This window comes from Micromonospora sp. NBC_01405 (assembly GCF_045040155.1).
Classification (GTDB): Bacteria; Actinomycetota; Actinomycetes; order Mycobacteriales; family Micromonosporaceae; genus Micromonospora.
This window is the reverse complement of the sequence record NZ_CP109532.1, coordinates 5,136,727-5,159,523: the sequence shown is the minus strand read 5'-3', so window position 1 is coordinate 5,159,523 and position 22,797 is coordinate 5,136,727. Positions and strand designations below refer to the sequence as shown.

The following is a 22,797-nucleotide window of genomic DNA, read 5'->3' as shown; positions in this document are numbered from 1 at the left end:
GGCCGGGCGGCCGGGATCCTTCAGACTGACGGGCGATGCGGCCCCAGCCGGTCGAGCAGACCCTCCACCAACGCGGCCGTCGCGCCCGCGGCAGCGGTGCCGTAGACGTGGTAGTCCGGCCGGACCAGAACGGACGCCGCGCCCCGGTCCCGCAGGTAGTCCAGGTACCCGCCGTCCGCCTGTTCGCCGGGTCCGATGTGGACGACGGTGGCGCCGAGCCCGGACAGCAAGGCGCGCTGGGTCTCGCTGACGGCGTCCGACTCCTCGGTGGTGATCAGCAAGAAGCCCGCCGCGATCAGGTCGTCGAACCGGCCGGCGCCGATCACGTCACCGCCCCCGGGCTGGATCAGTCCGGTGACCAGCGGTGTCGCCTCGGGTGGTGACGTCCGGCGGCCACCGCCGTTGGCCCGGATGGCCGCGTCGCGGTCGGCCGCGGCGGCCGCATCGGTCACGCAGATGACCCGGCCAAGCTTGACCGAGGCGACGACGGCCGCCTTGGTGTGGCCGCGCCGCTCGATCGTGTACGAGTCGAGCAGCCGCTCGTCGGCCCGGCCGCCGAGAACCAGGTCCAGCTTCCACGCCAGGTTGCTGACGTCGCGGATGCCCGAGCACATGCCCTGGCCGGCGAACGGAGGCATCAGATGGGCTGCGTCCCCGGCGAGAAGAACCCGGCCCTGCCGCCACTGCTGAGCCCACCGGGCATGAGATCGGTAGACCCCGCTCCGCAGCAGCGTCGCCGTCTGTGGCGTGACCCCGTGCGGCACCAGCAGCCGCCACGCCGTCTCGACGTTGTCCAGCTCGGCGGCGGACTCCCCCGGCAGGCACATGAACTCCCAGCGCCTCCGGTCGCGCCCGCTGCCCACCAGCGTCGTCGGCCGGGCCGGGTCGCACAGCTGCAGGTTCGTCGGTACGAACTCGCGGGGCTCGTGCAGCGCGACGTCACACAGCAGCCACTCGAAGGAGAACCCCAGGTCGGTCATCGGCACGGCGGCCAGTTCGCGGACGACGCTGTTGGCCCCGTCGCACCCGACCAGCCAGCCGGCCCGGAAGGTGTGGGTGGCGCCGGTTTCGTCCTCGGCGATCGCGGTGACGCCGTCGTCGGTCTGGCTGACGCCGACGACGGACAGGCCACGCCGGACCTCGACCCCGGGTTCGGCCGCCAGCGCGGCGCCGAGCAGTTGCTCCAGCGCGGGCTGGTGCATCGTGTTGGCGTCCGGCCACCCGTACCGGCCGGCCTCGCTGAAGGCGATGTCCAGGAGGACCTGCCCGTCCGCGCCGCGCCACTGGTAGCCGGTCGCGGGCACCGATATCCCGGGCAGGCCGGCGCCGACACCCGCCGCCGCCAGCAGACGGGCGGTCTCGCCGTCGAAGCTGGTGGCCCGGGGCAGCCCGAAGACCTCCCGATGCCGCTCGAGCACGGTCACCCGCCGGCCCCGGCGGGCCAGCAGGCTCGCGAGCACGGCACCGCTCGGACCGCAGCCGACCACGAGGACGTCGGCGCGCGGGGTCAGGGAAGCCATGTCTCGCGACCATACGCAGGCGACTCGGCGTGCCCCATCGCTTGCCCTGACAGTGCCGGCGGGGAACAGCACCCGGCACCGGCAACCACCGTCAACGCGAGGGATCCACGACGGCCGGCACGGCACCTAGCGTTGCCCTGCAAACCGTCACGACGGCCTGGCCTGCGCCGGCGCCCAGCCTCGCGGCCGATCCGTCGGCCGCGATCGTCGAGCTGCATTGGAGATCACCGTTGCGGGGGCATGACCACTACGTCCGCCAGATCCTCGGCCGGCTCGACGCCGATCCTGCCGCCGTTCCCGTCACGCTCGGAGACGAGCCGTTCTCGGCCGAGCGCCTCGCCAGGGCGATCCGCACGACAGCCGCGTGGATGCGCTCGGCCGGTGTCGGCCCCGGCACCTCGGTCGCCGTGCTGACCAGCCCCAACACGCCGGCCACGCTGGTCTACCGCTACGGGGTGAACCTCGTCGGCGCGACGGCGGTCCACATCCGTGGGGTCAACGCCGCGGATCCCCGCGACGAGCTGGGTTCTCGGGTCCAGGCCGAGATCCTCGCCGACCTCCGGCCGGCGGTGCTCGCGGTGGACCAGGACAACCTCGACCGGGCGCGCGGGCTGCGTGCCGCGGCCGGATCCGCGTTCGCCCTCGCCGCCCCGGGTCCGTCCGGGCCGGACGTGCTGGACATGACCCGGCCCCCGGAGACGCCGTTCGACGACTCGACGGCCGAGCCGCCGGAGATCGCCGTGGTGACGTTCACCAGCGGCTCGTCGGGACGGCCGAAGGGCATCAGCTGGCCGTTCGCCGTCAAGAACGACATGGCCGCGGCCGCCGCCGGGGCCCGGCCGGCGGTCTGCCTGATCACCGGGTCGCTGACCCACTCCAGCGGTTTCTCCGCCGATGACGCGATCATCGCCGGGGGCAGCGTCGTGCTGCACCACGGGTTCGACGCCGAGACGGTGCTCCGGGCCGTCGAACGGCACCGCGTCACCCGGCTCGTCCTCGCCTCTCCCCAGGTCTACGCCCTCACCGAGCACCGCGCGTTCGACGACTACGATCTCTCGAGCCTGCGCGAGGTGTTCTACACCGGGAGCCCGGCCGCGCCGGAGCGGCTGGCGGCCGCCGCCAAGTCGCTCGATTCGGTGCTGTTCCAGGTCTACGGCACGAGCGAGACCGGCATGGTCAGCCTGCTCACCCCGGAGGACCACCTGGACCCCGACCTGCGCCGCACCGTCGGGCGGCCCCCGGCGAACGTCCGGATCACCATCCGCGATCCGCAGGACCACGCCCGGGTCCTCCCGCCGGGCGTCGCCGGCGAGATCTGCTCGTCCGGGGGATGGGCGATGAGCCACTACTGGAACGACCCGGAGCAGACCGCGCGGACGGTCCGCGACGGGTGGGTGCACACCGGCGACGTCGGACGGCTCGACGAGTCGGGGTACCTGACCCTCGACGGTCGGCTCGACGGCGTCCTGAAGGGCCACGGCGTCCGGATCTACCCGGAGGCGGTGGAGCGTGCGCTCCTCGAGCACGCGGACGTGGCCCAGGCGGCAGTGTTCGGGATCGAGGACGAGGACCGCCTGGCGCTGGTCCACGCGGTGGTGACGCCGGCGTCCGGCTGCACGCCACGACCGGCCGACCTGCGGGCGTACGTGGCGGACGCGATCGGCGACCGCCATGCTCCGGTGGACATCGAGGTCAGACCCGAACTGCCCCTGCTGGGATCGGCGAAGCCGGATCGCAACCTGCTGCGGGAGCAGGCGCTGGGCGCGCGGTTCTGGCAGTCGTCGCTGGACGGTGTCGACGGCGATTCCCTGCTGCGCGACCGGCTCGCCCGGCCGGGCGACGACGCGGCCGGGGTACCGACGCTCGTCCGGCGGGTCCCGGAGTTCCCGTCCGTGGAGAACACGCTGCTCGGGGTCTGGGCGGTACTGCTGCACCTGCTGGGCGCGGGCTCTCCGGTGGTCTTCGGGGCCGGGCTCCGGCCGCTTCTGGTGGACGTCGCGCCGGACGAGGAGGTCGGCGCCGTCCTGGACCGGGTCGGGGACGCCGTGGCCACCTCGGCCGGGCACGCCCGGCTGGGACCGCGGGGGCGGGCCGTGCTCGACGCCGCGGCGGACGCGTTGTTCGACACCGCGGTCAGCTTCACCCGTGCCGGGGACCCGCCGCCCGATCCGGTCCGGCCGCCCACGGCCGAACTCAGGGTGGACCGTGACGCGGGCGAACTCGTCCTGACCCTGGTCACCGACCCGCGGCGCATCGGCGCGGAACTCGCGGGGCGTCTCCTCGACATGGTCGTGCGCCTGCTCCGCGCGTTCCGCGAGGCGCCCGGCCAACCGGTCGCCGGGCTGGACCTCCTCGACCCGGTCACCCGCCGCCAGGTGCTCCGCGAGTGGAACGCGTTCCGAGAGCCGCAGCCCGCCGCGACGTTGGGCCGGCTGTGGCAGCGCGCCGTCGACGAGCACGCCGGGCAGCCTGCGGTGGACGAGGACGGCGTCGTGACCTCGTACGCCGAACTCGACCACCGTGCCGGACGGCTCGCGGCGGCCCTCGCCGAGGCGGGTGCGGCACCGGGCCGGATGGTGGCCCTCGTGCTGCCACGATCCCTGGACCTGATCACCGCGCTCCTGGCGACCGTGCGGACCGGCGCCGCCTTCGTCCCCGTCGATCCGGGATATCCGCGAGAGCGGATCGCCGCCATGCTGGAGGACTGTGACCCGATCGCGGTCTGCACGACGGCGTCGGCCGACCTCGCACTGACCCGTCCCTGGCCGCGCGTCCTCGTCGACGACCCGGGGATCGGCGAACGGACGGACGAATCTCCGCGGGTCACCCCGGGACTGGCCGATCCGGCGTACGTCATCTACACCTCCGGCACGACCGGCCGGCCGAAGGGCGTCGTGGTCACCCACACCGGGCTGGCGAACCTGGCCGCGACCAAGCGCGAGGGCCTGGGACTGGACAGCACCGCCCGGGTGCTGCAGTTCGCGTCACCGAGCTTCGACGCGTTCGTCGCCGAGCTGATGGGCGCGCTCACCGCGGGGGCGACGGTGGTCGTGCCGCCGCCGGGCCCCCTCGCCGGAGAACCGCTGACGGCGGTCCTGGTCGAGCGGCGGGTCACCCACGCCATCCTCCCGCCGGTGGCGCTGTCCAGCATGGACTGCGCAGCCGTGCCCGGGCTCCGCGGCCTGATCAGCGCCGGCGAGGAATGTCCGGCCGAGCTGGCCGCGCGGTGGTCCGCGAACCGCCGGATGGTCAACGCTTACGGGCCCACCGAAGTCACCGTCTGCGCCACTCAGAGCGGGCCGCTCACGGGAGACGGCCGTCCCCCGATCGGACGGCCCATCGCCGGTGCCCGCGTCTACGTGCTCGGTCCCGGGCTGCAGCCGGTGCCACCCGGATTCCGTGGGGAGCTCTACGTAGCGGGAACCGGTGTCGCCCGGGGTTACCTCAACCGGCCCGCGTTGACGGCCGAACGCTTCGTGGCGGACCCGTTCAGCCCGCCCGGCAGCCGGATGTACCGCACCGGCGACGTCGCCTCCTGGCGCGACGACGGCAACCTGGACTTCCACGGCCGGGCCGACGACCAGATCAAACTGCGGGGCTTCCGGATCGAGCCGCGCGAGGTGGCGGCGGTGCTCGAGGAACTTCCCGCGGTCGCCCGCGCGGTGGTCGGCGTACGCGAGGACGGCACCGGCCGCGCCCGGCTGGTCGCCTGGGTCGTGGCCGCCGACGGGGAGGCGCCCGCCCGCGAGCACCTCCGCGAGCACGCCGCACGCCGGTTGCCGGAGCACATGGTGCCGACCGGGTACGTCGTCGTCGAGGCCCTTCCGGTGACGCCGAACGGCAAACTCGACCTGGCCGCGCTTCCCGAAGTGGCCGAACAGGACAGTCCTGCGCGGGAGGCCCCGCGTACCCCTGCGGAGCGCGCGCTGGTCGCCATCTTCCAGGAGTTGCTGGAGGCCGCCGAGGTCGGTGTCGACAGCGACTTCTTCGCGCTCGGCGGCGACAGCATGCTGGCCATCTCGCTGATCCGGCGCGCTCGCGAGGCTGGGTTGGCCATCTCCCCCGCGGAGATCATGGGGAACCCCACGATCGGTGCCCTCGCCTCGGTGGCGACCTCGCTGCCGTCCTCGCCCGCCCCGACTCCTCACGTGGAAGGCCGCCGATGACCCGCCCAGAAGTCAGCCCTGAGCTCCTCGATTCGCTCGACCTCGCCGACCCGGTGCTGCACGCCGAGAACGAACTTTCCGAGGTGTGGCGCGCGCTCCGCGAGGAGCGGCCCCACTACTGGCACCCGCCCAAGGGTGACCGTCCCGGCTTCTGGGTCTTCACCCGCTACTCCGACGCGATGACGGTCTACCGCGACAAGGAACACTTCACCACCGAGGGCGGCAACGCGCTGGCGACCCTGCTCACCGGTGGCGACTCCGCGTCCGGCTCCATGCTCGCGGTGACCGACGGCGACAAGCACACCCAGTTGCGCAACGTGCTGAACGCGGCGTTCTCCCCCCGCCGGCTCAAGAGCATCCGCGAGGCGATCCGGCGGACGATCGACGACCTGGTCCGGGCGGCGATCGACAAGGGCGAGTGCGATTTCGTCCATGACGTGTCCGCGAACGTTCCGCTGGGCGCCATCTGCGGTCTGATGGACGTGCCCGAGGCGGACCGCCGCTATCTGCTCGGGCTCACCTCGCACGCGTGGAGCTCCGACTACGCGGACGCCCCGCCGCAGGAGAGCTGGCAGGCCAAGAGCGAGATCCTGCTCTACTTCGCCGACCTGGCGCAGACCCGGCGCGGCAGTGACTCCGACGACGTGGTCAGCCTGCTGGCCAACTGCCAGGTCGGCGGTCGCCCACTGAGCGACGCCGACCTGATGTCCAACTGCTACGGGCTGATCATCGGCGGGGACGAGACCGGACGTCATGCCATCTCCGGCGGCCTCCAGGCACTGATCGAGTGGCCGGACCAGTGGCGCGCCCTCAAGGAGGGCACCGTGGGCCTCGACACCGCCGCCAACGAGGTGCTCCGCTGGACCGTTCCCTCGTTGCACGGCGGACGTAAGGCCTCCGGCGACACCGTGGTCAACGGGCAGCCGGTCAAGAAGGGCGACATCGTCAGCGTCTGGATCTCCTCGGCCAACCGGGATCCCGAGGTCTTCGCCGATCCGGACCGCCTCGTCCTCGGCCGTACGCCGAACAAGCACCTCACCTTCGCCTTCGGCTCGCACATCTGCCTGGGGCACACGCTGGCGCGTATCGAGGTGGAGGAGGTGCTCGACTCGCTGCGTACGCTCGTGTCGTCCGCCAAACAGACCGGGCCGGAGCGGTGGATCTACTCCAGCATCCTGCACGGCATGAGCTCGCTACCGGTCGCGCTGACGCCCGAGCCGGCGTGAACCGCGTCGCCATCGTCACCGGATCGGCCCGGGGCATCGGTGCCGCGGTGGCCGGCCGGCTGATCGAGGACGGCATCGATGTCGCCGTCCTCGACATCGATCCGGCGGCTGCGGAGGCCGCCGCCGCCAGCCTCGACCGGGCGGGCGGCCGCGCCACGGCCATCGGGGTCGACGTGAGCGACGCCGACTCGGTCCGCACGGCGGTCGACGAGGTCGTCGACCGGCTCGGGCCGCCCGGCATCCTGGTCAACAACGCCGGCACCACCCGGGACAACCTGCTCTTCTATCTCTCGCCGACCGACTGGGACCTGGTCATCAACGTGAACCTGCGCGGCACGTTCCTGATGACGCACGCGGTCGCCGAGCACATGGTCAAGCTCGGCTGGGGCCGCGTGGTGAACCTGTCGAGCATCGCCGCGGTCGGCAACGTCGGCCAGGCCAACTACTCGGCGGCGAAGGCCGGGATCGAGGGCCTGACCAAGACGCTGGCCCTGGAACTCGGCCCGCTGAACGTCACCGTCAACGCCGTGGCGCCCGGCTACGTGGCCACCGAGATGACCGCGGCGCTGGCGGCGCAGGCCGGCCGTACGGTCGAGGAGCACCAGGCGCAGGCCGCGGCGACGATTCCGCTGCGCCGGGTCGGTCAGCCGAGGGACATCGCCGACATGGTGGCCTTCCTGGCGAGCGACCACGCGTCGTTCGTGTCCGGCCAGATCATCCATGTCGCCGGTGGACCGGTCTGCTGACCAGCGCCTCCACTCGACACTGTCAAACCGGGTAGTGGCCCGCGAACCGGCCGGGTGGAGCCTGCGCGACGCGCTCGCCGCCTGTCCCGCGCCGTGGATCGAGGTGCATCGGCCGTCACCGCGGACGAAGCACCCCAGCACATTTGACGGACATCGAACTGCCAACGTGAGTGATACTCAGATGAATCGGCCTCACCGGTCATGGTCCGCGATCTGATCGCCGGCCACACGTACGCGCCGTCGACGCGCTGACCAGCACCTTTGCGATCGGGCGGCCGACCGCGCCCCGCAACACCCCGGGAATTTGGCCTCCAGCAGTAAAAAACAGTGTTCTATTCATCTATTTCGATGGTAACGTCGGAAGCGCACCGCGGTGGGCAAGGCCGCCTGGCTGTGGGCGGCGAGTAATAGATGACCCGCCCGGATCGCATGATCAATTTGGGGGATTGTCTTTGATCAGGTCACGGCGAGCAAAGTCTGCCCGGAACGATTCCCACGGCACTTCTTCCGACAATTGCCTAATCGTTCAGATGCTCGCGCAGGCCCGGGCGAGCTGGCGCTCCGGCGACCTCAGCCTGGGCCTCTCCTACACCGAGGCCGCCACCCTGGCCCGTTGCGATCGGTGCGGCGAACCCTGTTCCCTGCACGCGCGCCTGCAACAGGCGCTGCTCTACACCCTGATCCGGCGGACCGGCGCGGCACAGCAGATCATCGATGAGGTACGCGCCAGCCCCGCGTTGATCGAGCATCGCAAATCTGCCGCCATCGCCACACTGGTCGAAGCAAAGATTAAACTTGCGAACGGCGACATCCCAGGTGCGGCCAGCCAGTCAAAAATCGGAATGCAGCTGGCGAACGAGGCTAATCAGACGACCTGGACGCCACTCGGCAACGCCATCCTGGCCACAACAGCATTGCGATGCGGCGATTTGTTGAAGAGCATTCATCATGCAAATCAGCTGAAGGAGGACGCGGTTTTCGGCCGCGAAATCCTGCCCACCGGTCAGGCCATGTGGATCGTCATTCAGATCGCCGAAGCGGAGAAGGGCCCGGAGCAGGCCGCCTCGCTCGCCGGCAAGGTGCTCGAGTCGGAAGCGGCAGTCTGTTCCCTGCTCGCCGACGAGCCCGCCGCGATCCCGTGGCTGGTCCGGCTCCTGATCAGCCAGGGGCAGACCGCCCTGGCCGGCCGCGGCGTGCAGTTGTCCGAGCGGGTCGCCACCGAGAATCCCGACATTCCCGAACTACGCGCGGCAGCGGCACACGCGGCGGGCCTCCTGGCCCGGGATGTCGAGGAGATCCGCATGGCCGCCGAGGCCCACACCGATCCGTGGGCGCGCGCGCTGGCGATCGAGGACATCGGCCTGGTCCTGGCCGAGGACGACGAGGAGAACCCGGAGGCGGTGAAGAACCTCGATCTGGCCATGCGATCGTTCGCCGAGATGGGGTCGCTGCGGGATTCCTCCCGCGTCCGGAGCAAGCTGCGAGGTATCAAATCCAACCCGGAGTCGCAGGCGAGATTCTGGCCGTCCAGCGGTATTCCCGGTCTGACCGATACCGAATATGCCGTGGCCCGGCTGGTCTCCATCGGCCTCACCAACGGGCAGGCAGCGGCACAGATGTTCCTCTCCCGGCACACCGTGGCGTTCCACCTCCGGAAGATATTCCAGAAGATCGGCGTCAAGTCCCGGCTGGAGCTGGCGGTCATGTGGAACGAACTCGCGGACGGTATGCACAGCGATTCCGGGTCGCCCAGCTGCCCGAGTTGAGTTCGCGTCCGCTACGTCCGGGACGCCCCGACCATCTCCGCGACCAAGAAGGCGAGCCCCACCGCCTGCCGCGCGTTCAGGCGGGGATCACAAGCCGTCTCGTACCGGACAGGCAGATCCTTCTCCGCGACGGCCGGCGCACCACCGAGACACTCGGTGACGTCGTCGCCCGTAACCTCCACGTGGATGCCGCCGGGGTGGGTGCCCAGCCCCCGGTGCACCTCGAAGAAGCCGGTGATCTCGTCGACTATCTGACGGAGATGGCGGGTCTTGTAGCCGTTCGCCGACATGTAGGTGTTGCCGTGCATGGGGTCGCACTGCCAGATCACCTGGCAGCCGGAGGCGGTGACCTTCTCCACGATCGGCGGCAGAACGTCACGGATCCGGGAGTGCCCCATGCGGCTCACCAGCGTGACTCGCCCGGGCTCGCCGTGCGGGTCGAGCCGGCGCACATATTCGACCGCCTGCTCCGGGGTCGTCGCCGGACCGATCTTGATACCGATGGGGTTGGACAACAGCTCCGCGAAGGCGAGATGGGCGCCGTCGAGCTGGCGGGTGCGCTCGCCGATCCACAGGAAGTGCCCCAGTCCACTGGACAAGCGAGGCTCCGGCCCGCTGGTGTCCGCCCACAGCTGCGACCGTTCGTAGTCGAGCAGAAGCGCCTCGTGGCTGACGTAGATCTCGCTGCCGGCGGGGCCGCCTCGACGGAATTCGCGGACAAACCCCATGGTTCCGGCAGCGCCGGCGTGGGCTCGCAGCATCCGGTCAGGGTCGGGTGCCCGGGCCGCGGGCGTGGATTCGGCAGAGTTGACCATGTCGCCGCGGTAGACGGGCAGACCCCGGGCATCGACGGCCTGTGAGCGGGGCTTGGCATACTGCCCGGCCATTCGCGCGATCCTGACGACGGGCAATCCGGCACGGTGGACGAGCACCGCGGCCATGTGGGCCAGCGTTTGGAGATTGGCGCGCTGATGGGCCTCGGTGCTGTCGGCGAAGGTCTCCGCACAGTCGCCTCCCTGCAGCAGGAACGCCTCGCCCCGGGCGACCGCGGCGAGCTGACGGGCCAACCGTGCGGTCTCGTCCGGCGTTACGATCGGTTCGGCCCGGCTCAGCGCGGCCACCGCGTCTCGTGCCCGGCGCGGATCAGGCCACACCGGTTGCTGCGCCGCCGGCTTGCGCAACGCTGCTTCCAGCCGCCCGGCGAGAAGGCCGTCCAGCGGAGGAAAGTGCGTCATCGACGAGCCCCGCCGGGCGAAGCGACCAGGTCGGCCACGGGCGTTCGCGGCATCCGATCCAGCACGCTCGCGACCACGTCCGGCGGGACGTCGCTCACCAGTGCCGCGCCCTCCGGTCCGTCCAGGACGAAGGTGAATCCCCGGAGCGCCTTCTTGTCTTGTCGCATCAACCGGAGGAGGGCGGCGGTATCAGCCTCGGCCGGCAGTGCGGCGGGGAGCCCGTAGTGCCGGACGACGTCGTGATGCTCGGCCACCCGGGCCTGCCCGATCCGGCCGAGAGCCCCGGCGAGCTGTCCCGCGAAGACCGTTCCGATGGCCACCGCTTCGCCGTGGCGTACGGCGTAGCCGGTGGCTCTCTCCACCGCATGGCCCAGCGTGTGGCCGTAGTTGAGCAGGTGCCGCACTCCGGTGTCCCGCTCGTCCGCCTCCACGATGCGGGCCTTGAGCGTCACGCTGGCGGTGATCTGTTCGGCCAGGGTGAGCCCGCGCAGATCCGGCGCGCCGATGAAGTGGCAGCGGGCGATCTCGCCGAGGCCGCTCAGCATCTCCCGCCGCGGCAGGGTCGACAGGTAGTCGGTGTCGCAGAGCACCGCGCTGGGCTGCCAGTACGCGCCGACCAGGTTCTTGCCGGCGGGCAGGTTCACCGCCGTCTTCCCGCCGACGCTGGCGTCCACCTGGGCGAGCAGGGACGTGGGCAGATGGATCACAGGTACGCCCCGGTGGTACAGCGCGGCCGCCAGCCCGACCACGTCGGTGGTGGTACCGCCGCCGCACGAGACAACCACGTCCGACCTGGTCAGCCCGAAGCGGACGAACTCACCGCACAATGCCTCCACCGTGCCGAGGGTCTTGTCGTGCTCGCCGTCGTGCGCGGGCAGCACCAGGCTCTGCACCCCGGTGTCGGGCACCCATTCCCGGGGGCGGGCCGACACGACGACGGCTCGCTCGGCGCCCAGCCGCCGGATGACGCCGGCGAGCGCCGTCCGCACGCCCGGGCCGATGAGTACGTCGTACGAATGGTCTCTCAGCCGCAGAGAAACCGCGGTCATGTTGTCCCCTCCGGCCGCTGCGTGAACGGGTTCCGCCCCCACCAACCGCCTGATCAGTCTCGCCCGCGTCGCTCCGGGCAGCTATCACCAACGTGAGTAGTACCGGCCGGTCAGGATGACGATCGTGCCGGGTGCGGAGCTGACCGCCGAGGCCGACGACGTACCCGAAGCGGTCCGCCGTGCGCTGCCCGACGCGTTGCAGGTCGCGGACCGCTGGCATCTGTGGCACAACCTCGCCGAGGCCGTGCGCAAGGAGGTCGCCGCGCACAGTCCATGCTGGGCCACCGCCGGCCCGCCGGCTGAGTGTGGTCACGCGCATTTCCTTCGGCACTGGAAGGTGGTCCGGTGCAGGGGCTGACGGTGGCGGGTGGAGCGTGGTGTCCCTGCCTACGCTCGTGAGTGGATCCCGGCAAGGGCGCTGCGCGCCGTGGACAGCGCGGCGACGGCTGGAGTTGTAGTCGCACGCCGTTGTAATGATCCAAGCGGCATGTATCCTCAGGCATCGACGAGTTGCTATTAGTCGTTTCGCATCCTTGAACGATGGAGGGGTACATGACCAGAACCCGGATGCTGACCCTGCTCGCAGGTGTTCTCTCCGCGACGCTCGCGGTACTTGGGCTGGCCACCCCGGCGCAGGCCGCCGGCCACCACTACGTGGCGCTCGGCGACTCGTACGCCTCGGGTGTCGGCGCCGGCAGCTACACCCCGGAGAGCGGCAACTGCAAACGCAGCACCAACGCGTTCTCCGCCCGCTGGGCGGCGGCCAACGCGCCGGCCTCCTACAAGTCGGTGGCCTGTGGGGGCGCGAAGACGACTGACGTGATCAATTCGCAGGTCGCCGCGCTCAGCTCGCAGACCACCCTGGTCAGCATCACCATCGGCGGCAACGACGCCGGGTTCGGCAACATCATGTCCACCTGCGCCCTCAAGGGCTCCACTGCCTGCATCGCCGCGGTGGACGCGGCCCAGGCGCAGGCCCGGGCCAACCTCCCCGGCCTGCTCGACCGGACCTACGCCGCGATCCGCGGCAAGGCCCCGAACGCCAAGGTCGTGGTGCTGAGCTACCCGGTCTTCTACCAGCTCGGCACGGTCTGCGTCGGGATCGGTGAGACGGCCCGCGCGAAGGTCAACGAGGGCATCAACCTGGCCGACAACCTGATCGCCGCCGCCGCGGCCCGCGCCGGGTTCACCTTCGCCGACGTGCGCAGCATCTTCGTCGGGCACCAGATCTGCAGCGGCAACAAGTGGATCCACTCGGTCGACATCCTGAACCTGTCGAACTCGTACCACCCGATGGTGACCGGGCAGGCCAACGGCTACCTACCGGTGTTCACCCAGGCAGTCGGCCAGTCCGCCACCGCCAAGAGGGCTAGCGCCAAGGCATAGCCCGCGCAGACAACCCGAACCACTCCTCCGTCCCGCCGCTCAACCGGGGCTGTCTCGTCAACTCGGACAGTCCCGTACTGGGCGAGGAATGACATGGCGGTGTCGGGCTACATCACCGCTGCGGGCGTGAAGGTTTGTCCGTAGGCGCCGGATGAGACGGCTCCACCGGGTCGACCCGGTGGAGCCGTCTCGCTCGTGAGCGGGTACTACCAGGTCAGGCCGGCACCGTACGGATAGAGCGATTTCCGTACCCGGTCGGAACCGGCTGGCCGGCGTCGATGTGGGCACGGATCTCGACCCGCTGCGTAGCGGTCGCGCCCAGGTCGTACGGCAGGTCCCAGTGCTCCACCTCGCCGGCCGGCACGTCAGCAGTGCTAGACCCGGGAGCCGGACCGGGTCAATGCCGCGCGGGCATCGGCCCGCAGTTGGACCCGATCAGGTTTGCCCGGGCCGATCACCGGCAGTTCCCGGCGAATTTCGATCAAGCTGGGGACGTGACTGTCGGACAGCGCCTCGGCGACATGGCGACGCAGTTCCTCAGGGTCCACGGCCGCACCGGGCTTCGGCACGACGGCGGCGTACATCCGCTCCACCCGGTCGGGGTCCTCCACGCCGCACACCGCGGCCTGGGACACGCCGGGCGCCTGGTTCAGCACCCTCTCGACGGCCTCGGGATGGATCCGGATTCCCCTGACCTTCATCATGTCCGAGAGCCGGCCGCTCAGGTGCAGGTAACCGCCGGCGTCGAGGTGCCCGAGGTCGCCGGTGCGAATCCAGCCGTCCCGGACGAGCGCCGCGGTCAGTTCGGGCTCGTGCCAGTAGCCGGCCGACGGCCAGCGCGGCTTCGCACAGACCTCGCCGATCTCGCCGACGGGCAGGGCCGCGCCGGTCTCCGGGTGCCGGATGCTCAGCGCTTCGGGGCTCAACGGCCGGCCGACGGTGCCGCAGGTGCGCAGGTCCTTGTGGTCGTCCGGGGAGAGCACGGTGATCGCGTCGCCGGCCTCGCTTGTGCCGTAGCCCTGGATCAGCACCGGACCGAAGATCTCCCGGGCCTCGCGCAGCCGCAGCGGCGCCCCGGGGCTACCCATGTAGAACAGCTCGGCCAAGCTGGACAGGTCGGCGCCCGCCCGGTCCGGATGCTCGGCGAGCGCGTTCACCTGCGGAGTGCCGAGCATGAGCCGGCTGATCCGGTGCTGGGCGACCGCGCGCAGCACGGCCCCCGCCTCGAAGCCGTTGTGCAGCACCACCATGCCACCGGAGACGAGCGTGTCGTCCGCGGCGAACCCGCTGGAATGGGTGAGCGGCGCGGTGATCAGGACATTCGTCCGGCTGCGGCGGCCGGCGGCGCTCGCACCGGCTATGGGTGGCAGCCACGGTGCGGACGCGACCATGTCGTTCTTGACCCCGAAGGTCCAGCAGACGCCCTTCGGCAGGCCGCTCGACCCACTCGTTTGGGTGATCACCGCGAGGTCGTCGTCGGTGATGTCCGCGCAGGGCTCGGCGCCGTCGCCGGATCCGGCGGTCAGGTCCACGGTGTCCGGACCCCCGGCCCCGAGAACCGCCAGGACCGGACGCTCGGCCCCGGTCGCGAGCAGGTCGCGCGCCCGCCCCTCGTGAGACACGTCGACCGCCAGCATCCGTGCGCCCAGGTCCGCGACGACGGCGCGCTGCGACTCCAGTCGCAGTTCGTCGTCGGGGATGACCGCGCTCACACCGCGCACGTGCGCGGCGGTCGCCCCCCGCAGGTTGGCCGCCCAGCGCAGAATCAAGGTGGCGGCGGTGTTGGGCTCGGTGAAAATGCACACGACGTCCCCGCAGGTGATGCCCTGGCGGCCCATCGCCGCCGCGGCCCGGCGGGTGGCGTCGGCGATTTCCCCCGCAGTGAGGATGACACCGCCACTGACTATTGCGGCGCGATCCGGATCGGCGTCGAATTTGGTCAGCAACCGCTGAACATAATGCCCGTGCGTCGTACTCATAACCCGGTTCGCCTTCCTTCTCCGGAAGAACGCGATGACCAGCGCCGACCGCGAATCGCAGGTTAACCTGCGGGGAAGCATGGCCCCCATCCCTCACATTGACGGCACCCGGCCGCCAGAAAATGGGGTAGGCGCACTTTTCGGGGAAGGCCCGAATCGGCCGCCGGGGCGAGTGCGGCCACCGATTGTGCGTGGGAGACGTCGGTCCGTCGGGGCCGGCGGCGGAAACCATTCATCCTGGTAGGGGCGCGAATCCGTTGCGCGATCCTAGTATCGGCCGCAGCGGATCGACTCCGTCACTGTCGTCGTCAGGAGACTGCACCGTGCCCGGTCCGCTGGACACCAATCCGCTGTTCGCGCTCCTCGACCACTCCGTGCGCCGCGACCCGTACCCGGTCCTCGCCGAGCTGCGGGCGGCCAGCCCGCTGCGCGCCGGTGACCTGGTCGTCGTCGGCGACCACGCCACCTGCATGGCGGTGCTGCGCAACCCGGCGATGGGCAACGACACCCTCGGCTACCCGAGCATCGCCGAGGTGCTGCCTCGGTCGAGCTCGCTGATGGTGCTCGAGTCGCTGTTCTTCATGGACCCGCCCGAGCACGGCCGCCAGCGCAACCTGATCTCCAAATCGTTCACCCCACGGATCACCGGCCGGTACGAGCCGATGATCCGCAGCACCGTCGACCGCGTCTACGCCGACCTGGCGGATCGCGGCTCGTTCGACGTCGTCGAGTACGCGACCCGCGTGTCGCTGGGCGTGATCTGCGAGCTCATGGCGATCCCCGACGGCGACGTGGCCATGCTCAAGGACTGGTCGGACGAGCTGGCCCTGGCCACCGAGGTGCCGACGCTGTCCGCCGCGTTCCGCAGCCCGGAGCTGTTCAGCGAGGAGGAGGTCGGCGGCTTCGCGAAGACCTCGTTCGAGATCCACGCGTACTTCGCCGACCTGATCCACAAGCGACGCCGGCAGCCGGGCGAAGACCTGATCTCCAGCCTGATCGAGGTACGCGACGGCGGCGAGTCGCTGACCCGCCCCGAGATCACCAACGTGCTGCTCAACCTGTTCGCCGCCGCCCACGAGTCGGTGACCAACGTGATCTCCAACGGGGTGCTGGCGCTGCACCGCAACCGCGACCAGCTGGCCCTGGTGCGCGAGCGGCACGAGATCGCGCCGCTGCTGGTCAACGAGGTGCTGCGGTACGACGCCCCGGTGCAGCTCACCGCCCGGGTCGTGCTGCGGCCCACCACGATCGGCGAGCTGCGGGTCGAGCCGGGCACGGTCGTGGTGCTGCTGCTGGCCGCGGGCAACCGGGACGAGGCCGCGTTCCCCGGGGCCGACCGGTTCAAGGCCGACCGCAAGCCGAAGAGCATCCAGCTCTCCTTCGGCGCCGGGCCGCACTACTGCATCGGCGCCGCGCTGGCCAGGCAGGAGGCGGAGATCGCGCTGTCCGCGTTCGCGACCCGACCGTCCGGGTTCGAGGCCGACGAGGACGCGCTCGACTACCGCCAGCACGTCGTGGTGCGCGGCCTGCGGACCCTGCCCGTCACCCTGCGGCCCTGAGCGAAGGGATCGACGTGCGCGTCGCCGACGACAAGATGCGGCAGTACCTCAAGAAGGTCACCGCCGACCTGCTCGCCACGAAGGAGAAGCTGCGCCGGGGCGAGGAGCGCGCCGACGACCCGGTCGTGGTGGTCGGCACCGGCTGCCGGTTCCCGGGCGGGGTGCGCTCGGCGCAGGACCTGTGGGACCTGGTCGACGCGGGCCGCGACGCGATCGGCGAGTTCCCCGGCGACCGCCACTGGGACGTCGAGGCGCTGTACGACCCAGACCCTCAGGCCGGGCAGGAGGGGCGCTCGTACGTGCGCGAGGGCGGCTTCATCGACGCCGGCGCGTTCGATGCGGGCTTCTTCGGCATCTCGCCGCGCGAGGCGCTGGTGATGGACCCGCAGCAGCGCGTCCTGCTGGAGGTCGTCTGGGAGGCCCTGGAGTCCGCCGGCATCGACCCCGAGACGCTCCGCGACAGCGACACCGGCGTCTTCTGCGGGGTGACCGGGCACGACTACGACACCCTGTGGAAGGCGTCGCCGTACTCGCCCCACGGCATCATCGGCAACATCGCCAGCGTGGTGTCGGGCCGGGTGTCGTACTTCTTCGACTTCACCGGCCCCTCGGTCACCGTGGACACGGCATGCTCGTCGTCGCTGGTCGCGATCCACCAGGCGGCGCTGGCGCTGCGCGTCCGGGAGTGCTCGCTGGCGGTGGCGGCCGGGGTGACGATCCTGAGCACCTCGCGCAGCTTCGTGGAGTTCTGCGGGCAGGGCGTCATCTCGCGGACCGCCCGCTGCCGGTCGTTCGCGGCCGGCGCGGACGGCACGATCTGGGCCGAGGGCGCCGGGGTCGTGCTGCTGGAACGCCTCTCCGACGCGCGCCGCAACGGGCACCGGGTGCTGGCAACGCTGCGCGGCTCGGCGGTCAACCAGGACGGCCGCAGCAACGGCCTGTCGGCACCCAACGGCGAGGCGCAGCGGCGGGTGATCGGCGCGGCGCTGGCCGACGCCGGGTTGTCGCCGCGCGACGTGGACGCGGTGGAGGCGCACGGCACGGGCACGGCGCTGGGCGACCCGATCGAGGGCGAGGCGCTGGTGGCCACGTACGGCCGCGACCGGGCGCCGCAGCGCCCCCTGCGCCTGGGCTCGGTGAAGTCGAACATCGGGCACAGCCAGGCCGCCGCCGGCGTGGCCGGCGTCCTCAAAATGATCATGGCGATGCGGCACCGGCGCCTGCCTCGGACGCTGCACGTGGACGAGCCCACCGCGAAGGTCGACTGGCGGGGTGCGGTCGCGCTGCTCACCGAGCCGGTCGAGTGGGAACGCGGGCACGGGCCGCGCCGCGCCGCGGTGTCCTCGTTCGGGATCAGCGGCACCAACGCCCACCTGATCCTCGAGGAGGCGCCCGAGGACGAGCACGAGCACGAGGTGGAGGCCGGCACGCTGCCCGTGCTCGCCTGGCCGGTCTCGGCCAAGACCGAGCGGGCACTTCCCGCGCAGGCCGCCGGGCTGCTCGACGTCGCCGGGCGCACCGGCCCGGCCGACCTCGGATTCTCGCTGGCCACCGCCAGGTCGGCGTTCCGGCACCGGGCGGTCCTGCTCGGCCGCGACCGCGACAGCCTGCTGAACGGGCTGCACGGCCTGGCCGGCGGTGCACCGGGCCCCGAGGTCGTGACCGGCGTCGCCACGGCCGGGCGCGTCGGGATGCTCTTCACCGGCCAGGGCTCGCAGCGCCCGGGCATGGCCCTTGCGCTGGCCAAGGAGAACCCGGTCTTCGATGAGATCTGCACCGAGCTCGACAAACACCTGGAAACCCCGCTGCGCGAGATTCTCGCGGCGCCCGACGGCGGCCTGCTCGACCGTACGGATCACGCCCAGGCCGCCCTGTTCGCGGTCGAGGTCGCGCTGTTCCGAATCTACGAGAGCTGGGGCCTGCGACCGCGCGTCCTGCTCGGGCACTCGATCGGGGAGATCGCGGCGGCCCACGTCGCCGGGGTGTGGTCGCTCACCGACGCCTGCCGGCTGGTCGCCGCACGGGGACGGCTGATGGCCGCGCTGCCCGAGGGCGGCGCCATGCTTTCCGTACGCGCGCCCGAGCACGACGTCCTGCCCGCACTGGAAGGGCGCGGCGACCGGGTCGCGATCGCGGCCGTCAACGCGGCCGACGCCGTCGTGGTGTCCGGTGAGCTCGCCGAGATCGAACGTCTGGAGAGCCTCTGGGCCGGTGAGGGACGGCGCACCCGGCGGCTGCGGGTCAGCCACGCCTTCCACTCCCCCCTGATGGAGCCGATGCTCGCCGAGTTCGAGGCCGTCGTGGCGGGCCTGACCGCGCACGAGCCCCGGATCCCGATCGTCTCCAACGTGACCGGCCGCCTCGCCACCGCCGGGCAGCTCACCTCACCCGCGTACTGGGCCCAGCAGGTACGCCGCACGGTCCGCTTCCGCGACGGGCTCGGCGCCGTGCTCGCCAAGGGCGTCGACGTCCTGCTCGAACTCGGCCCCGACGCGGTGCTCAGCCCGCTGGTCGAGCAGGCGGTCGCCGTGCCCACGCTGCGCAAGGGCCACGACGACGACGAGTCGGTGCTGCGCGCGCTGGCGACGGCGTGGGCGCACGGGGCCGCCGTGGACTGGCGCGCGGTGTTCGCCCCGGCCGCTCCCCGCGCCGTGGCCCTGCCCACCTACCCGTTCCAGCACGAGCACTACTGGCTGTCCGCGCCGGCCGGCGCCGCCGATGTCGCCGCCGCCGGGCTCAGGCGCTCCACGCATCCGTTCCTGGGTGCGGTGGTTGACCTCGCCGACGGCGACGGCCGCGTCCTGACCGGGCGGCTCTCGCTGGCCGAGCACCCGTGGCTGGCGGGGCACCGCGTGCACGACACCCTGATCCTGCCCGCGACCGCGTTCGTCGAGATGGCCCTGCACGCCGGCGAGCTGACCGGGTGCGAGGTGCTGCGCGAGCTGACCCTGCAGGCGCCGCTGCTACCGCCCGAGGACGGCGGCGTCCGGATCCAGATCCAGGTCGGCGCCCCCGACGACACGGGCATCCGCACCGTACGCGTGTTCTCCCGCCCCGACGATGACGGCCCCTGGCAGCAGCACGCCGCAGGCCTGCTCGCGCCCGGCGGCTCCCCCGGCGAGCCGGAGCTGACCTCATGGCCGCCGCCCGGCCTGGTGCCGACGATCGGCGGCGGCATCTACGAGCGGCCCGACCTGGCCGGCGGCTGGGACTACACCGGCGCGTTCCGCGGGATGGGCCGGGTCTGGCTGCGCGAGCTGCCCGGCGGCGGCACCGAGGTGTACGGCGAGGTCGCCCTGCCCGCCGAGCACGAGCGCGAGGCCGGCCACTACCGCATCCACCCGGCGCTGCTGGACGCGGCGCTGCAGACCGTCGGGCTCGGCCCGTACCTGCGGCCGGTCGACACCGGCACGGGCGTCATGCCGTTCACCTGGTCGGGGTTCACCCTGCACCGGCCCGGCCTGGCCAAGCTGCGGGTCCGGGTGCGCGGCACCGACGGGCAAGTGAAGCTGACCCTCGCCGACGACGTCGGCCTGCCGGTGGCGACCGTGGAGAACCTGGTCTGGCGGCCGATCCCGGCCCGCCTGTCGGCGCCGTCCGGCCGCCGCGGCGACCGGGCCCTGCTCGGCCTCGACTGGGTCGAGGCCACCGGGTCCGTCGATGCGCAGGCCGAGGTGTATCGCGTGGTGGCCGAGGAGGGCGACGACGTTCCCGCCCTGGTCCGCGCCACCGTCGAGCGGGTGACCGGCGACCTGGCCGGGTGGCTCGCCGACGCACGCCACGCCGGCACGCGGCTGGCGGTGCTGACCCGCGGCGCGGTCGCCGCCGGGCCCGGCGAGACGGCCGGCCTGATCGCGGCGCCCGCGCTCGGTCTGGCGCGCGCCGCGCAGGCCGAGAACCCCGGCCGGATCGTGCTGGTCGACGTCGACGAGCACACTCCGGAGGACACGGCAGTAGCCCTGGCGCTGGCCACGGGCGCCCCGCAGGTCGCGGTGCGCGACGGCCGGGTGCTCGTGCCCGTGCTGCGACCGGCCGACGCCGACGGCCTGCTGAGCGTGCCCGAAGAGCCGGCCTGGCGGCTCGCGGCGTCCGGCGGGGGCACCCTCGACGACCTCGCGCTCGTGCCGTTCCCCGAGGCCCTGGAGCCGCTCGGCGACCGCGACGTACGCGTCGAGGTGCGGGCCGCCGGCGTGAACTTCCGCGACGTGCTGATCACCCTGGGCATGTACCCCGGGTCCGCGATACCGGGCGCCGAGGCCGCGGGCATGGTGCGGGAGGTGGGCCCCGAGGTGACCCGGGTACGCCCCGGCGACCGGGTGACGGGCGTGTTCGGCGGCGCGTTCGGGGCGGTCGCGGTCACCGACGAACGCCTGGTCGCGCCGATGCCGCCGGGCTGGTCCTTCGAGGACGCCGCAGCCCTGCCGATCGCCTGGCTCACCGCGTACCACGGTCTCGCCGACCTGGCCCGCCTGCGGGTCGGCGAGACCGTGCTCGTGCACTCCGGGGCCGGGGGCGTGGGCATCGCGGCGATCCAGCTCGCCCGTCACCTGGGCGCCGAGGTGTTCGCCACGGCCAGCGCCGGCAAGTGGGCGGTGCTGCGCGACCTCGGACTCGACGACGACCACCTCGCCTCCAGCCGCACCACCGACTTCGAGCAGCACTTCCGCGCGGTCACCGGGGGACGCGGCGTGGACGTCGTACTGAACTCGCTCACCGGCGAGTTCCTGGACGCCTCGCTGCGGCTGCTCGCCCCCGGCGGACGGTTCGTGGAGATCGGCAAGGCCGACCCGCGCGACCCCGCGGAACTCGCCGGCCGGGGCATCGCGTACCAGGCGTTCGACCTGGTCGAGTCCGCCGGTCCGGACCGGATCGCCGGCATGAGCGCCGAACTGTTCGCCCTCTTCGAGCGGGGTGTGCTGCACCTGCCGCCGCGACGCGACTGGGACATCCGGCGGGCGCCGGAGGCGCTGCGCTTCGTCAGCCAGGCCCGGCACGTCGGCAAGGTCGTGCTCACCGTGCCGCGAACGGCCCGGCCCGAGGACACGGTACTGATCACGGGCGCCTCCGGCCGGCTGGGCCACGACCTGGCCCGGCACCTGGCCCGCGGCGGCGCCCGGCGGCTACTGCTGTTCAGCCGGCGCGGCTCGGACGCGCCCGGAACCGACGCGCTGGTCGCCGAGCTGACCGCGGCCGGGGCCACGGTGTCGGTGGTCGCCGGCGACATCGGCTCCCGCGAGGACGTCCGGCGCGTGCTGGACTCCGTCGTGCCGGAGCACCCGCTGGGCGCCGTCGTGCACGCCGCGGGCGTGCTGGCCGACGGGGTGCTCGGCTCGATCACCGGCGAGCAGCTGGAGCGGGTGCTGCGCCCCAAGGTCGACGGCGCCTGGCACCTGCACGAGCTGACCCGCGACGCGCCGCCGGCCGAGTTCGTGTGCTTCTCCTCCGCGGCCGGGTTGCTCGGCGCGGCCGGGCAGGGCGCGTACGCCGCAGCCAACTCGTTCCTGGACGCGCTCATGACCGAGCGACGCGCCGCGGGGCTGCCCGCGACGTCGCTGGCCTGGGGGCCGTGGGCGCCCGACGGCGACGACCCCTCGGGTGCGGGCATGGCGGGCGGGCTCGGCGCCGCCGACTGGGCCCGGCTGGGCCGCGGCGGCATGCTCGGCCTGACCACCGGGCAGGGCCTGGACCTGTGGGACGCGGCGCGGGCCAGCGACCGGGTGATGCTCGCCCCGATGCGCCTCGACCTGACGACGATCGCCGGGCTCGACGAGCACGACGTCCCGGCGATGCTGCGCGAACTCGCCGGGCGTTCCGGGCGGCGCCGCGCGGTCCGGCCCCGGTCCGCGTCGGCGGTGTCGCCCGAGGCCCTGGGGGCACTCGCCCCGGCGCGGCGGCGCGGGCGGCTGCGCGAACTCGTCCGCATTCACGTGGCCGCGGTGCTCGGCTATGCCTCGGCCGACGAGGTCACCGTCGAGCTGCCCTTCCACGACCTGGGCTTCGACTCGCTCACCTCGGTGGAGCTGCGCAACCGGATCGGCGGCGCGACCGGGCTGCGGCTGCCCGCCACCCTCGCCTTCGACCAGCCGACGCCGCTCGCCCTGATCGAGCACCTCGACGCCGAGCTCACGCGGACCGCCGCGGCGCCCGCCGAACCGGCGCCCGCCC

At 72.3% G+C, this 22,797-nt stretch carries 12 protein-coding genes and 1 pseudogene; 8 read left to right on the top strand and 5 right to left on the bottom strand.

From position 1 onward, the window contains the following. Positions 1-20: 20 nt before the first annotated feature. The gene (locus tag OG559_RS22525) at positions 21-1,520 is read right to left on the bottom strand and encodes a bifunctional 3-(3-hydroxy-phenyl)propionate/3-hydroxycinnamic acid hydroxylase (protein ID WP_405106655.1); all 1,500 of its coding nucleotides are present in this window, start codon (positions 1,518-1,520) and stop codon (positions 21-23) included. 230 nt (positions 1,521-1,750) lie between these two features. Here OG559_RS22525 and OG559_RS22520 point away from each other — a divergent pair, with 230 nt between their 5' ends. The 4 genes from OG559_RS22520 (at position 1,751) to OG559_RS22505 (ending at position 9,424) form a co-directional block, all read left to right on the top strand. Then, positions 1,751-5,686, top strand: a complete 3,936-nt coding sequence (locus OG559_RS22520; protein WP_405106653.1) for an amino acid adenylation domain-containing protein — start codon at positions 1,751-1,753, stop codon at positions 5,684-5,686. Next, on the top strand, positions 5,683-6,912 hold the full coding sequence (locus OG559_RS22515) for a cytochrome P450 (RefSeq protein ID WP_405106651.1): 1,230 nt from the start codon (positions 5,683-5,685) through the stop codon (positions 6,910-6,912). The genes OG559_RS22520 and OG559_RS22515 overlap by 4 nt, the downstream gene beginning before the upstream one ends. Then, on the top strand, positions 6,909-7,658 hold the full coding sequence (fabG, locus tag OG559_RS22510; RefSeq protein ID WP_405106649.1) for a 3-oxoacyl-ACP reductase FabG: 750 nt from the start codon (positions 6,909-6,911) through the stop codon (positions 7,656-7,658). The genes OG559_RS22515 and fabG overlap by 4 nt, the downstream gene beginning before the upstream one ends. Before the next feature lie 530 nt (positions 7,659-8,188). Then, positions 8,189-9,424, top strand: coding sequence for a helix-turn-helix transcriptional regulator (locus OG559_RS22505; protein ID WP_405106647.1), 1,236 nt, complete (start codon positions 8,189-8,191; stop codon positions 9,422-9,424). Positions 9,425-9,435: 11 nt separating this feature from the next. Here OG559_RS22505 and OG559_RS22500 read toward each other — a convergent pair whose 3' ends face one another. Both OG559_RS22500 and OG559_RS22495 read right to left on the bottom strand, forming a co-directional pair. After that, positions 9,436-10,659, bottom strand: a complete 1,224-nt coding sequence (locus OG559_RS22500) for a 3-deoxy-7-phosphoheptulonate synthase (protein WP_405106645.1) — start codon at positions 10,657-10,659, stop codon at positions 9,436-9,438. Then, positions 10,656-11,708 (bottom strand): 3-dehydroquinate synthase family protein, encoded by a 1,053-nt coding sequence (locus OG559_RS22495; RefSeq protein WP_405106643.1) that lies wholly within the window; start codon positions 11,706-11,708, stop codon positions 10,656-10,658. Before OG559_RS22495 ends, OG559_RS22500 begins: the two co-directional genes overlap by 4 nt. A gap of 115 nt (positions 11,709-11,823) precedes the next feature. On the opposite strand from OG559_RS22495, the gene OG559_RS22490 reads away from it, so the two are divergent. Together OG559_RS22490 and OG559_RS22485 are read left to right on the top strand one after the other, a co-directional pair. After that, positions 11,824-12,066, top strand: coding sequence for a hypothetical protein (locus OG559_RS22490; protein WP_405117119.1), 243 nt, complete (start codon positions 11,824-11,826; stop codon positions 12,064-12,066). Between the two features lie 194 nt (positions 12,067-12,260). Continuing rightward, a complete protein-coding gene (locus tag OG559_RS22485; protein WP_405106641.1) occupies positions 12,261-13,094 on the top strand; it encodes an SGNH/GDSL hydrolase family protein in 834 nt (277 codons plus the stop codon). Between the two features lie 214 nt (positions 13,095-13,308). Here the strand turns inward: OG559_RS22485 and OG559_RS22480 are convergent, their stop codons facing one another. Further along, the gene (locus tag OG559_RS22480) at positions 13,309-13,458 is read right to left on the bottom strand and encodes a hypothetical protein (RefSeq protein WP_405106639.1); all 150 of its coding nucleotides are present in this window, start codon (positions 13,456-13,458) and stop codon (positions 13,309-13,311) included. Between the two features lie 10 nt (positions 13,459-13,468). Continuing rightward, the gene (locus OG559_RS22475; protein WP_405106637.1) at positions 13,469-15,040 is read right to left on the bottom strand and encodes an ANL family adenylate-forming protein; all 1,572 of its coding nucleotides are present in this window, start codon (positions 15,038-15,040) and stop codon (positions 13,469-13,471) included. A 356-nt stretch (positions 15,041-15,396) separates the two neighbouring features. Here OG559_RS22475 and OG559_RS22470 point away from each other — a divergent pair, with 356 nt between their 5' ends. Together OG559_RS22470 and OG559_RS22465 are read left to right on the top strand one after the other, a co-directional pair. Beyond that, on the top strand, positions 15,397-16,632 hold the full coding sequence (locus OG559_RS22470; RefSeq protein WP_405106635.1) for a cytochrome P450: 1,236 nt from the start codon (positions 15,397-15,399) through the stop codon (positions 16,630-16,632). A gap of 35 nt (positions 16,633-16,667) precedes the next feature. Then, a pseudogene (locus tag OG559_RS22465) lies at positions 16,668-22,757 on the top strand (type I polyketide synthase); the annotation flags it as partial. Between the last annotated feature and the right edge of the window lie 40 nt (positions 22,758-22,797).